8 protein-coding genes, 3 pseudogenes and 1 other annotated feature are annotated in these 12574 nt (G+C 58.5%); of the genes and pseudogenes, 6 read left to right on the plus strand and 5 right to left on the minus strand.

Features of this window, described 5'->3' with window-relative positions:
* Positions 1-165 precede the first annotated feature (165 nt).
* Positions 166-1536, minus strand: a complete 1371-nt coding sequence (locus J1C56_RS23850; protein WP_214392490.1) for an amidase — start codon at positions 1534-1536, stop codon at positions 166-168.
* A complete protein-coding gene (locus J1C56_RS23855; protein ID WP_214392491.1) occupies positions 1533-3308 on the minus strand; it encodes a M81 family metallopeptidase in 1776 nt (591 codons plus the stop codon). Before J1C56_RS23855 ends, J1C56_RS23850 begins: the two co-directional genes overlap by 4 nt.
* Positions 3309-3570: 262 nt before the next feature.
* Between J1C56_RS23855 and J1C56_RS23860 the strand changes: the two genes are divergently transcribed.
* Together J1C56_RS23860 and J1C56_RS23865 are read left to right on the plus strand one after the other, a co-directional pair.
* The gene (locus J1C56_RS23860; RefSeq protein ID WP_214392492.1) at positions 3571-4845 is read left to right on the plus strand and encodes a pyridoxal phosphate-dependent decarboxylase family protein; all 1275 of its coding nucleotides are present in this window, start codon (positions 3571-3573) and stop codon (positions 4843-4845) included.
* Between the two features lie 304 nt (positions 4846-5149).
* Entirely contained in the window at positions 5150-5869 is a 720-nt protein-coding gene (locus J1C56_RS23865; protein ID WP_214392493.1) for a GntR family transcriptional regulator, read from the plus strand.
* Between the two features lie 3 nt (positions 5870-5872).
* On the opposite strand, the gene J1C56_RS23870 is transcribed toward J1C56_RS23865, so the two are convergent.
* Both J1C56_RS23870 and J1C56_RS23875 read right to left on the minus strand, forming a co-directional pair.
* On the minus strand, positions 5873-6211 hold the full coding sequence (locus J1C56_RS23870) for a hypothetical protein (protein ID WP_214392494.1): 339 nt from the start codon (positions 6209-6211) through the stop codon (positions 5873-5875).
* Between the two features lie 616 nt (positions 6212-6827).
* Positions 6828-7868, minus strand: coding sequence for an IS110 family RNA-guided transposase (locus tag J1C56_RS23875; protein ID WP_214392495.1), 1041 nt, complete (start codon positions 7866-7868; stop codon positions 6828-6830).
* Positions 7869-8046: 178 nt separating this feature from the next.
* Here J1C56_RS23875 and J1C56_RS33040 point away from each other — a divergent pair.
* A pseudogene (locus J1C56_RS33040) lies at positions 8047-8295 on the plus strand (IS110 family transposase); the annotation flags it as partial.
* On the opposite strand, the pseudogene J1C56_RS33740 reads toward J1C56_RS33040, so the two are convergent.
* Positions 8263-8712, minus strand: a pseudogene (locus tag J1C56_RS33740) (helix-turn-helix domain-containing protein); the annotation flags it as partial. The pseudogenes J1C56_RS33040 and J1C56_RS33740 overlap by 33 nt on opposite strands.
* 135 nt (positions 8713-8847) lie before the next feature.
* Here J1C56_RS33740 and J1C56_RS23885 point away from each other — a divergent pair.
* The 3 genes and pseudogenes from J1C56_RS23885 (at position 8848) to J1C56_RS23895 (ending at position 12300) form a co-directional block, all read left to right on the plus strand.
* Entirely contained in the window at positions 8848-10131 is a 1284-nt protein-coding gene (locus tag J1C56_RS23885) for an ATP-grasp domain-containing protein (protein ID WP_214392497.1), read from the plus strand.
* 237 nt (positions 10132-10368) lie between these two features.
* Positions 10369-11334: an IS481 family transposase gene (locus tag J1C56_RS23890; protein ID WP_214392498.1), complete on the plus strand. Its 966-nt coding sequence runs from the start codon at positions 10369-10371 to the stop codon at positions 11332-11334.
* 15 nt (positions 11335-11349) lie between these two features.
* Positions 11350-12300: pseudogene (locus J1C56_RS23895) on the plus strand (IS3 family transposase).
* Positions 11583-11699, plus strand: a sequence feature (AL1L pseudoknot). Its footprint overlaps the pseudogene before it by 117 nt.
* Positions 12301-12574: the final 274 nt, after the last annotated feature.

Raw genomic sequence — 12574 nt, forward strand, 5'->3', positions numbered from 1 at the left:
CATGACATTTCTCGTTCCTTGGCCACATGCATGGAGTGCGTCGAGGAGAGGCGGCTGGTTATGTCGCAAAGCTGCTCAGCGCATCGGACGATAGGAAAATTCGGCAGGCCGGCACATGAGGATGCGCCAGACGATCTCTCAGCGAACATTTCTTACGACTCTGTGTCATGTCATCGGAGCACGATTTGGCCACGCGGTGGCCGTCTCATAAGCCTGCGCAATCCCGAAGAGAAAAGGCTCGGCTCCCAGCCTGCCGACAATCTGCATGCCGAGCGGCAGGCCATCGCCAGAAAAGCCGCATGTCATGGCAAGCGCCGGATGCCCCGTCAGGTTGAACGCAATCGTGGGATAGCGCGTCTGCCAATAGGCGTCATTGCCGTCTTCTTCGAGTAGCGGGGCCTGGCCGAGGGCCGAGGCTGTCAAAATGACATCGCATTGCGCGAACGCATTCTCAACGGCCGCTCGCAGCCCGTGTCGCACGCGCTGCGCCTGGATGTAGTCCTTTGCCGAAAGCAAGCGTCCGGCCATAATCCTGTCACGTGTCCAGCGCCCAAATCGCCGAGGCGTCGCTTCCAGATCCTCAAAGTGGAGAGCATAAGCTTCGCTGAGCACAATGATCCGGCCGCATGCGACAAAGTCTCTGATGTCGGGCAACTGAATGTCCACTGTGGTGCATCCGAGATAGCGGAACGTCTCCGCCGCTGCATCAAGAGCTGCACGCATTTCGTCACTGGCGCCCCCTTCATAGTCATAGAATGAGCGAAGGACTCCGATGCGACAGTTCCTGGCTGGCTGGCCAAGTGCAGAGCTGAAGTCCTTGTCCGCACCTCGGTCTGGGTTCGCCATTGCATTCAGCATTATGGCACAATCGGCCACGGTGCTGGCGATCGGTCCGCAGTGATCAAGGCTAAACGCAAGTGGTATTATTCCAGATGTGTCGACGAGGCCCCAGGTCGGCTTGATGCCGACCCCGCCGCAATACGATACCGGATTGCGGATCGAACCGCCGGTGTCGGTGCCAAGTGCGCCAAGACATAACCCGGCAGCAACGGCCGCCGCAGAGCCGCTGCTCGAGCCCCCGGTGTCGCGACGCGTGTCCCACGGATTGCGAGCCGCTCCATAGGGAAGATCGGCCGGAGGACCGGCATAGGCGAATTCATGCGTGACCACCTTGCCCAGAATGACGGCGCCAGTCTCGCGAAGTTGTCTGACGACCGGCGCGTCGTGCTCGGCGGGCTTTCGAGACGTGACGTGCGAGTTCGCTGTTGTCGCCATGCCGGCCACATCGATGATGTCCTTGATCGCAAGCGGGATACCGTGAAGGGGTCCCCGCAGGGCGCCGTTTCGCGCCTCATCCGTCAATCGCCTCGCCGCATCAACAGCCCCGGCCTCATCGACAAGTACAAAGGAGTTGATGCCATCGTCCAGCGAACGGATGCGCTGAAGGAAAATCTGTGTCAGCTCTAGCGGCGAACACGAGCCATCACGTATCGCCTGCGCCGCCTCGGCGATGGTTCGCGGCAGGAAATCGGTCATTGTTTGACGTCGCTCTTGGAGCTGGCCGGAAGATACAGTGGACCGACAGAATATGGTATGCGGCGTCGGATACGCACTGCAAGTTCAGCAACATTGCCAGGCAAGTCCAATGGCGAAGTCGTTTTCGTGGCTGTGTGCCGTGCAACGTGCCCTAGTTCGCCTGATCCGCTGACGCTGGCAGCTTCATCAAGAGGCCAGACCGGACGCCTGACGCGCTGGTATGGAAGGCGCGACAGGTGCGGTGTGCAGATTCCCCCTGAGTCGACATAGATCAGACCACGAGAAATGGGGCCGAGATCGGCGCGAAAGTGGTTCATCGCCTTGCAGGCAAGATAATCGAACGCCTCCGGCTCAATGCCGAAGATGCGAAACTGCTCCCGCTCTTCTGTCTGATTTGCATAGGTGCAGACAATGACTTTGATCCCATTGACGTCGACGAGCGCGCTTGGTCCAAGGTTTGCTTCGACGCCGTTGAAGTAAGGGCCTTTGCGGACATAGCGGCCGTCAGAAAGTGCTTTGACTGTGCAGTGGATACCGATTGGGCCGCCACCAAGATCGGGATTGGCTCGACCGCCAAGTTGAAGTTCAACTTTGGCCCCACCCCCCGCCTGCCAGCAAGTCTGAACAGCAATCGGGTCCGCGATGGAAAAGAAGGCAACGTTGCGAATGTCCGCATCGATCATCGCCTTTAGAAGCGCGGTGCCATCGCCAGCTGCACCGCCACCCGGATTGTCAGTGTAGTCGCCAATCAGCAACGGCGCGCGCCCGTTTTGATCCGCCCTCAGCGCCGCGATTGTCTCGTCTATCGATAACATGGCGATCGTCTTTGTCGCACGCGTCGCCCAGATGAAACCTGACAGTCGCTGGGCGACCAATTCAAGGCCGGACGCCTCGGCTAGGCCGGTTACCGCGACGCTTGGTCCGGCATTCTCAATGTCAGAAAAGACGAAACCAGCCTGGATGCTGATCGTCAGGATTCCGGCCTCGTGCTCCATGGCCGCACTAGCCATGCGCAATATATCCACCATCGGACCAAATCCGGAGATCGTGCGCCCGCGATCCAGCCCGTCAATTGTGGGTGGCTGTGCCAGGACGATCCGAGTGCGCAGGCGCTTTTCGCTGATCTCCTTCAAAAGCTCGCAAGCTCTCTGCGTCGTCTCGTACTGGTCGACGTGTGGTGTCGTTCGATAGGCGGTCAACGCGCTTGCCGCGGCGGTCATCGCTTGTGACACATTGCCATGTGGGTCGAGCGTCACCACGATCGGTGCACCTTCAGGCAACAAAGCCCGTAAGCGGTTAAGCAATTCCCCTTCGCAATCATCGAAGGAAGCCGCTACCATTGAGCCGTGCAGCATCAACAACGCAGCGTCTGGCTTCCCGCTCTCAGCGGCTTCCAGGATCGGCGCGCAAAGCTGTTCAAAGGTTTGGTCCGTCACCACACCTGAGGGGACAGCGTTTGCGTGAATCGTCGTGATCAGGCTCCAACCAAAATCGTCGGCCTTCTCGAACAGGCAACCCCAATCCGTACGTGTTCCACGAAACGTCTTAGCGATCTCATCGTCCCGCAGGATTCCCGATTTCGCGAAGTGATCGAGTGTGGTTGGGCGACGGTTGAACGTGTTCGTCTCATGCTGAAGTTGGGCGCAGAGAACCTTCATGGGTGTGCCTTCTGATCCTGGGGCTCTTGTATTGTAATCCACGTTTGCGTCGTAAACGGTGGGAAAGATGCCATTCAAATCCTCGAATGCGCTCGCACTCAGCAGCTGTGGCATTCACCCGAAACCACTTGCGCAGCCTCACTTTCAGAATGTGATCACATGGTTTCGACGGTTGCAAGGGCTCTATGGCCGAATGTCAACGAAAACGCTACGGCAATCGGTGGGCCAGCCTGTTAAAGTCCTCGGAATGCGACGGTTTCCAGCCAAATTTCAGGTCCGGCGACGGATCGACTGAAAAAGCAAATTGTGTTGCCAAAAAAGTGATCACATTATACTAATTGGGTTTAGTCATCCGAGATCATTTGCGAGGAATGGAATGTCGAACATTGAGCACAAGCGGCGCGGGTTGCCTAAAAAGGGCATCGAGTGGTCCACGCTGCGCGTTGAGCTCGAGGAATTGAAGGGCGGTGACTTCAAATGGCGGGAAGGGCGCGTGCCGTCCTATACCTACTTTTTCAATGACGAAACTCTGAGGGTTCAAAAGGAGGCCTACTGTGAATTCATGTCCGAGAACGGACTGGGCGCCGGAAGGGCTTTTCCGAGCCTATCGCGCATGATCGACGACATCTTTGCGATCGGGCTGGAGCTATTCAACGCACCGGACGGGTCGGGGGCATCTTTCACCTCTGGCGGCACCGAGAGCGTTTTTCAGGCGGTCAAAACCGCCCGAGATCAGGCGCGCGCGATGCGGGAGGAAAAATTTGGCTACTACAACGTCGTCACACCGCTTACAGCTCATCCTTGCCTAAGCAAGGTTGCCGAGATACTCGATGTCACGGTGAAACGGGTTGACCTCGACGCCGAGCGACGTGGCGACCTCGCGGCGCTGGAGCAGGCAATAGACGAACATACAATAATGCTCTATGGGTCCGCCCCCTGTTATCCGTACGGCGTTTTTGATCCGATCGCTGATATGGGCCGGCTGGCTCAGAAGCGTCAGCTCTGGCTCCATGTCGACGCGTGCTGGGGCGGGTTCATTTCGCCTTTTGCAAAGAAGCTCGGCTATCCAATTCCCGAATGGGATTTTAATGTGCCGGGGGTTACCAGCTTGTCAGCAGACATTCACAAGTTTGGTTATGGGGCGAAAGGCGCGAGCCTAGTCCTCTATCGAGACGCTCAAGTGCAAAAGTACGAACGCTTTGAGTTCAGCGACTGGCCGCGCGGAACATACGTTACGCCGACCTTCATGGGTACAAAGCCAGGCGGAGCCATCGCCGCAGCTTGGGCTGTGATGCAATATCTCGGCGAGGAAGGCTATTTACAAGCAACTCGAGAGACTATGGATGCAACAATGCGTTTGGTTCAAGGCATCAACAAGATACCGGGGTTGGTCTGCCTTGAACCAACAGGTGAAGCAAATCTCGTCACCTTTGTCGCCACTGATCCGGCCATAGACATCATGGCCGTTGCCGATCGCCTCGAAAAGAGAGGGTGGTTCCGTGGCCGCATGCGCGAACCACTGGGGATTCATCAGGGCGTTAACCCGGCTCACCTGCCCGTCGTAGACGACTATCTTTCGGAAGTTTCAGCAGCTGTCAATTTCGTGACGAGCCGCAGGCTGTCAGCCAAATACGATGAGCATTCTTATTGATCGTCGCGTATGGGCAGGTCGACTGCGTGAAGTCCAGAAGAGTTAAACCAGGCCTCCCAAGGCGCCGTGCTCTGCGGACCGATTGCGATCCGTAGAGCACGGGAACAATACTGTCATACTTGATCGGCGGCGGGCTGTGAACATCGACCGCAGGTGGGGGTATGGCAGCCAGTATGTGCGAAGCCAGCTGTTCGCAAGTCCATCTGTTCGAGCCAACCATCTGCACGCAGCTTGTAGGACTGTGATCACAACGCTATTGAATCGATCTAGCGAATTGCAAACGCGACTCGAAGGAACGGATTAAATGAACGCGCGATCTCAATCCGTGCTCACACCCTTCGAGGGTATGGGGACGGTAAGTAAGCTCTCGCTTCCGGACCAAGTTTACGCCTCCTTGCGAGAGGAGTTGATGAGTGGGCGCTTTGCTCCCGGTCAGCGGGTCCCGCTGAGGGCGATCGCGACAGCAATGGGCACCAGCACGATGCCGGTACGAGAAGCCGTCAACCGCCTCGTCGCGACCGGCGCCCTGGAGCTGCTTCCGAATCGGCGCGTGAGTGTGCCGACACTATCGGAAGATAGGTACAGAGACCTCACCAAGGCCAAAGTTCTCATTGAATCGGCAGCCGCCGAGGCAAGCGTTCCGTTCCTCACCAATGAGATTCTGGAGCGTCTTAGGTCGCTTCATGTGCAAATGTGCGAGGTTGCAAGCTTGCCGCACAACGTCGCCAACGTTCAGGAATACCTCAAACTGAACAAGGATTTTCACTTCACGATTTACTCGATCTCGGACTCATCGGCGCTAATGAACGTAATCGAGTCGCTTTGGCTCCAGGTCGGGCCATACTTCAATCTGCTGCACTCCGAGACAACGGGATGGCGTGGCAACGATCGGCATAAAGAAATCCTAAGGGCTCTTGTTGCTAGGGACCCGCTGTGGGTGAGGGTGTCAGTCCGTGCCGATTTGAAAGGGGCGGCGGACTATATTCTTGATAATGGCCTGCTTTCGCAGCAGCTCGTTGGCTGATCGTCAGGCGGGGGCTGCCGGCATGTTGGCGGGATTTTGGAGTTCGCAATTATTCCTTATCGGTTCGCTGAACACGCCGTCGTTGATCAATCGATCAACCGCCGCCGATGAATAGCTAAGCACCTTTAAGAGCACAGCCGTAGTGTCTTCTCCCCAGCATAGGGGTGCTTTGTAGGCAGTGCGCTGTTGCGCGGCCAGCACCTGAGCAGGTCCGACCAGGGTCACCGTCCCGATGTGTTTGCTTACAAGGTTTGGATGATGTTCCGCTGCAAAACGCTGGAGCTTTGGAACACCTTGGATACTGACTTTACCTCGCCGGCGGGCACGCTGTGGCGCCGGCATGCCTCCATCCAAAGAGCGTGAATTGATCCGGAAGCGATCGGCCAAAAGAGGAATTAGGCCTGAGCCTTCTGGCCTCCCTGTGAACTGGCTGAAGAGACCATATGTCCGCCTCTGTCGGTGAGGTGGCTCGCCCTACACTGTGCGTCCGAGTGTTGCTTCTCTATTCGGCGTGTTGAAGTCAAGCGCTTTTCGAGCCTTCCGCTTCGCCGGCGTTGCGCATCTTTCGCGGGGTCTTGCTTCTCTCCGGGATCGGCGCTTTGGCCCTGCCCTTAATGGGGGTTCAGGAGAATGAGGTGGAACAATCTCGGAAGCGTCCTGATCGTTGTGATGCGACCGGTACTGCAACCCTCGCGAACTCACCTCATTCATCGTCCCGCGAAGGACGCCCCTTTTCCACCGGCAGGTGGAATCTTATGGGGTGATCCTTGTCACGCTCGCTCTGCGATCATGTTTCATCTCCGCGTTCGACTGCTGGCGACCATCTCCTCGTCCCGACCTTCTTTGCGCTGGCCGCCCGCGCGCAGGTAGGTCGTCAAGGGCCACGGGCCATCTCGCAGCGACTTGCCCTTGACGGGCCCATGCGCACGGGCGGCAGGCTGCAATGGTCGGCGAACGATCAGGCGGCCCTCGGTATGATGTCTTGTCGTGTCCAGCGGAACTCTGTGCCGTCGCGCCACATGCGATGCATGATTACCGCCAGCCGACGGGCCAATGCGACAATGGCCTTCTGTCGGCCGCGTCGCCTGGCGACATTCATCGCCCACGCCCTCAGCCACGACCATTTCGTCGCGCGCGTCAGCAGGGTCTGCGCGGCTTCGTAAAGCAGCGTTCGCATCATGCCATCACCGCAGCAGAAGATCCGGCCGATGCGGCGGCGTTCGCCCGACTCATGGAGCACCGGCGTCAGCCCCAAGATCGGTCCGACCGCCTCGGAGTTGCGGAAGCGGGCCGGAATGTCGATGGTCGCGGTATAGGCCAGCGCCACCACCGGACCGACGCCCGGTATCGTCGTCAGCCGCCGGCAGACCTCGTTATCCCGGACGATCGCCAGAAGCTTGCGGTGAAGCGCGGCAAAATTCTCGCGCAACTTGCGGCGAGCATCGAGCAGCGGCTCGACGATCTCGGCCAGGTCGGGCATGCCTTCGGTGATCTCGCGGATACGGTGTTCGAATTTGACGGCGCCGACCATGCCGACCTTGAGGCCGAAGTTGCGCAATAGCCCGCGGATGTCGTTCTGGATGGCGATCGCCTTGTCCTGCAAGAGCTTGCGCGCCGTCAGCAGTGCCCGCCGCTTCTGGCTTGTCAGCGTCTTGACATGGACCGGGCGGAACAGGTTGACCCGCATCATCTGGGCAATGCCACGGGCATCAATGCGGTCGGATTTGTTCGGCTGCGCCTCCAGGAACGCCTTGGTGTGGCGGGTCTCGATGCAGATCACGGGTAGGCCGGCTTCGGCCAGGCCGCTGAACAGCCATTGCGACAGCGGTCCGGCCTCGAGGCCGATCCGCTCAAAGGTCCAGGCAGGATCCGAGAGCACCCGCACAAGATCCTCGGGATGGCTCGGCACCTTCATCTCCTGGCAGATCTTGCCTGTTTCGTCGACAATGCAAATTGCGGTCTCTTTCACGGAGACATCCAATCCTGCATAATGTGTCATGCTGCGCTTCTCCCTGAGATGCTTGTGGCTGCGGGCATGCAGACCACGTTTAACCTCAGCCTCGAAGCGCAGCATCTTCAAGCTTATCCACCATGCCATAGTCGCCCGAAGCTGAGGCTCAAGCCGAATACCCCATCTCGGGCGGTCCGAGCCGATCCTCATCACAGGAGGACGAGCCGTGTCAGATTATAGGGAAGCATTTGTCGGAATTGATGTCGCGAAGCTCAGGAACGCCATCGCGATTGCGGACGCGGGCCGGGAGGGAGAGGTTCGCTTCTTCGGCGAGGTCGATGCCTCGGATACGAGCATGCGCCGCGTTGTCCAGCGGATCGCCGCCAAGTTCCATCGAGTATATTTTTGCTATGAGGCCGGCCCGACCGGCTACGGTCTCTATCGGCTGATCCGATCGCTCGGCCATGAATGCAGCCACCGGGGCAGTCGTCGCCCGATACTCCAACCCGCCGCTGTGAGTGGCCGCGTTGCGCCGCAGTTCATGGGAGATTGTCAAGGGGGAGCGACCGAGCGGCGCCCAATCTCCTGCATCGAATGGCCCTATACCATGAGAAGTGCGATCTCTCGCGCTCCATCAATGACAGGTATCGCCCGGAGAGCGGCTTCGCCGAGGATCTGAACGTCGCTGATGGCATACCGCCCGCCTTTCGGAACCATCTGGTTCCTGCAGGCTGTGACACTCCGGGTTCGAGCGCAGCATCTTCGCTGCTCGGCCCCGCTTCGATCGCCCGCCAGAATCTAATCTGTTCATCGCGCCCGCCAAAGGCGGCCGTCCTGGTGAAGGGAATGGCACCCGTCCAGACCGTTCCGATCGCCGGTTTCGACTGCTCATCACAAAATTTCACAGAACCTTTGCGACCGCAAACCGCCGACAATGGTACGTTCACCCAACGTCCGAGGTTTGCGCGGCTTAAAAAACTGATGCCGACTTGGACCGCACCGCACGCAACTTCCGAGTCAAAAATCCATGGCAAGAAAAGCGCTGATTCTGGTCGAAGGTCATCCGGGTAACGGTCCGCTCTACATCCAAGCGGCCCAGCGTCTTGGTCTTCACCCAATCACCCTGTCGACTGATCCAACTCGGTACGACTATCTTGCAGCGGAAAGCGCTGAGACAATCCGTGTCGACACAGACAATGTCGATGCGCTCATCGACGAATGTTCCCGCCTGCGTGCGACCTATGACCTTGCTGGCATTACTGGCTTTGCATTCAAAAATGAGCCGTTGTCTGCGACAGTTGGCAAGCTCTGCCGAAATTTCGAGCTACCGGGGCCGAAGCCTGAATCCATTGAACGATGCTGCGACAAATTCGCTCAACGTCAATACCTAGCGGAGGCCGGTGTTCCAATGCCTGCTTATGGCGTTGGGGGAAACCTGGAGGAGGTTGAAAACTCTGCCGCAAAGGTCGGCTTGCCGGTGGTTCTCAAGCCAGTAATGGGCGCCGGGAGCAGAGGCGTTAGATTGTGCCGCAATCGCGATGAGGTGGCCGAACATACGAAACATTTATTGTGCGGAGATTACGCATGGAGGTGTTCACCGAGGATACTGATCGAACAATTCGCGCAAGGCCCGCATTATATCGCTGAGATCATGGAAGCAGAGATCATTGGGATTACCGCAGGTTACTTTGGCCCTCTACCCCATTTCCTCTTTAGTGGCATGACATTTCCGGCCCCGCTGACTGATTATGAGTATAGACGCATCGCAGATGTTTCTCTGAGTTGTTTGCGAGCCCTCGGCCTTGGTTGGGGACCAACGTGCATTGAATTCAGGTGGACAAAGCGAGGTCCGGTAGTCATCGAAGTAAATCCGCGTCTTGCCGGCGCTCCTGATCCCCAACTGATTCAGTTGGCTTGCGGTGTTGATCTCATCACGGAGCACATCAAGCTTGTGACAGGTAAGAAATGCGATTTGCGCAGAAGGCATTCGCACACTGCGGCCGCGCGGTTCCTACGCCCCGATTGCGATGGCATCCTCGAATGGATCGACACAAGTCGGGCGGCGGCCGTATCAGGTGTTACCGAGATCAAATTGTATGTTGGACCCAAGACGCCGTTAACTAGCAAAGGCGAAGACTCAGATTGCATCGGGCAGGTCATGGCCGCTTCACCCAACGTTGCTCAGACAGAGGCGATACTTCAGCGAGCTGTTGACTTAGTCGACTGGTCTATCAAACCGATTCCGACCGGTGGCAAGGAACGATCTGCGGCCCCTACACCCACACCAGAGCAGGGGCCGGGTAAGAAGTGATCGTGGTCAAGCATTGGTATTGATAGCAGGAGAGGAACGGGTAGTTTTGATGTAAGCCTTGACAACATCAACCAGTAGGTCCGTTGGCAGTTGAACCGCGCCGGGTTGATCGGAGGCTCCAACTGCTGAGAAGGTGGAGCCACGACAAGCAAGACGACCAACAAGTTCTCTCCCTAGGTGTCTGGTCCCAGAGTGTAGGGGAATCAGTCAAGCTGCCCCTTCATTCAGGGATCAGCTATGGGAGAGATACTCCACGGCAGCGCCACGACCACGCACGCCATCCGAGCAGCGATACAGCGATCGAAAGCTCCGCTCAAAGAACTCGCCACGCAGCACGGTCTAAATCGGAAAACTGTCGCCAAGTGGCGCAAGCGGACCTTCGTCCATGATGCGCCAATGGGCCCGAAGACCGTACGCTCCACCGTTCTGACTGCCGAGGAGGAAGCGGCGATAGTCGCCTTCCGCAAGCATACGCTGCTGCCTCTGGATGACTGTCTCTATGCACTGCAGGCGACGGTCCCGCACCTGACGCGGTCGTCCTTGCATCGTTGCTTTCAGCGCCACGGTATCAGCCGCCTGCCCGAGGTCGCTGGCGACAAGCCAGCCAAACAGCCCTTCAAGCGCTACCCAATCGGCTATTTCCACATCGACATCGCCGAGGTCCGAACCGAGGAGGGTAAGCTCTACCTATTCGTGGCAGTGGATCGGACCTCGAAGTTCGCTTTCGCTCGGCTGATGCAGAAGGCGACCACAGTCACCGCCAGAGCTTTCCTCGACGAATTGGTCGAAGCCGTCCCCTACAAAATCCACACCGTGCTCACCGACAACGGCATCCAGTTCGCCGACCTGCCCAAGAACCGGCATGGCCCGACCGCGCGCTGGCGCGGCCACCCCTTCGACCGGACCTGCTGGAGGCATGGCATCGATCACCGTCTCACCAAGCCCAACCACCCATGGACCAACGGCCAAGTCGAACGGATGAACCGAACGCTGAAGGAGGCAACCGTCCGGCGATATCACTATGAGACCCACCGGCAACTTGAAAATCACCTTGCCGCCTTCCTCGATGGATACAACTTCGCCAGGCGGCTCAAGACCCTTCATGGCCTTACACTTTACGAAGCTATCTGCACGGCATGGGCCAAACAGCCAGATCGCTTCCGCATCGATCCGGTCCACTTGACCTCGGGACTGAACACCTAGGTCCGAGCCCGTGCGGTGCGGCTGGTTCTGGATCACGAAGGCGAGCATGCCTCGCGGTGGGCGGCGGTGTCGTCGATCGCCGCCAAGATCGGCTGCACGGCGCAGACGCTGCATGAGTGGGTGAAGAAGGCCGAGCGCGACAGTGGCGTGCGAGCCGGTGTGCCTACGGATTTGGCGACGAAACTCAAGGCCTTGGCACGCGAGAACCGCGAGCTTCGCCAGGCCAACGAGATCCTTCGCAAGGCTTCCGCGTATTTTGCCCAGGCGGAGCTCGACCGCCGGTTCAAGCCATGATCGCGTTCATCGACGATCACCGAGGGGCGCATGGGGTCGAGCCGATCTGCAAGGTGCTGCCGATCGCTCCGTCGACCTACACGACCATGTCGCCAAGCGCGGCTGTCGGCTCGGGTGAAGCGGGATGAGGCTTTGAAGGATGAGGCCCGACGCGTGTTCGAGGCTAATTTCCGCGTCTACGGCGTTCGCAAGGTCTGGCGGCAGTTGCAACGCGAGGGCTTCGATGTCGCCCGCTGCACAGTTGCCCGCCTGATGAAAGCCATGGGCCCGAAGGCATCATCCGCGGCAAGCCGATCCGCACCACGGTGAGCGACAAGGCGGCACCATGCCCTCTCGATCACGTCAATCGCCAGTTCCATGCCTCGGCGCCGAACATGCTGTGGGTCTCACACTGAGCGCTTGGCGGAGGCCGGCGTCGAGCCTTCGGTGGGCAGTGTCGGCGATAGCTACGACAATGCTCTCGCCGAAACGATCAACGGCCTCTACAAGGCCGAGGTGATCCATCGACGCGGACCACATGGCGCTCGTTCGAGGCCGTCGAGTTCGCGACGTTGGAATGGGTCGACTGGTTCAACAATCGCCGGCCTGCTGGAGCCCATCGGCAACATCCCGGCGGCCGAAGCCGAGGAACGCTACTATGCCATGCTGGAAGAACCAGCCATGGCCGCGTGACTCAAACGAAACGGCCTCCGATCAACCCGGCGCGGTTCAATTCGTGACGTCGCCGGAGATTGGGAATTCTTATTCGCTCGTTACACCTGGGACGCAAAGACGCATTTTGGGAGCGCATATTGGGGAGCCGACACCCCTATGTAGCCGTCGAGCACAGAACGTACCCCGGTTCGATCATTATGCGCTCAATCGCGATGAACACTGGCTTTTTAGGTACAACCCGGACGCAGTTGATTCCGAACTGAGGCTGCAGATTCGTAATGGCAAACGCCAT

Origin of the sequence: Aminobacter anthyllidis (assembly GCF_018555685.1) — a bacterium.
Taxonomy (GTDB): Bacteria; Pseudomonadota; Alphaproteobacteria; order Rhizobiales; family Rhizobiaceae; genus Aminobacter; species Aminobacter anthyllidis.

Coding starts and splice junctions, on each gene's coding strand:
- J1C56_RS23850 (WP_214392490.1), bottom strand. CDS start 1,536: ATGACCGATTTCCTGCCGCGAACCATCGCCGAGGCGGCGCAGGCGATA.
- J1C56_RS23855 (WP_214392491.1), bottom strand. CDS start 3,308: ATGCCACAGCTGCTGAGTGCGAGCGCATTCGAGGATTTGAATGGCATC.
- J1C56_RS23860 (WP_214392492.1), top strand. CDS start 3,571: ATGTCGAACATTGAGCACAAGCGGCGCGGGTTGCCTAAAAAGGGCATC.
- J1C56_RS23865 (WP_214392493.1), top strand. CDS start 5,150: ATGAACGCGCGATCTCAATCCGTGCTCACACCCTTCGAGGGTATGGGG.
- J1C56_RS23870 (WP_214392494.1), bottom strand. CDS start 6,211: ATGCCGGCGCCACAGCGTGCCCGCCGGCGAGGTAAAGTCAGTATCCAA.
- J1C56_RS23875 (WP_214392495.1), bottom strand. CDS start 7,868: ATGACACATTATGCAGGATTGGATGTCTCCGTGAAAGAGACCGCAATT.
- J1C56_RS23885 (WP_214392497.1), top strand. CDS start 8,848: ATGGCAAGAAAAGCGCTGATTCTGGTCGAAGGTCATCCGGGTAACGGT.
- J1C56_RS23890 (WP_214392498.1), top strand. CDS start 10,369: ATGGGAGAGATACTCCACGGCAGCGCCACGACCACGCACGCCATCCGA.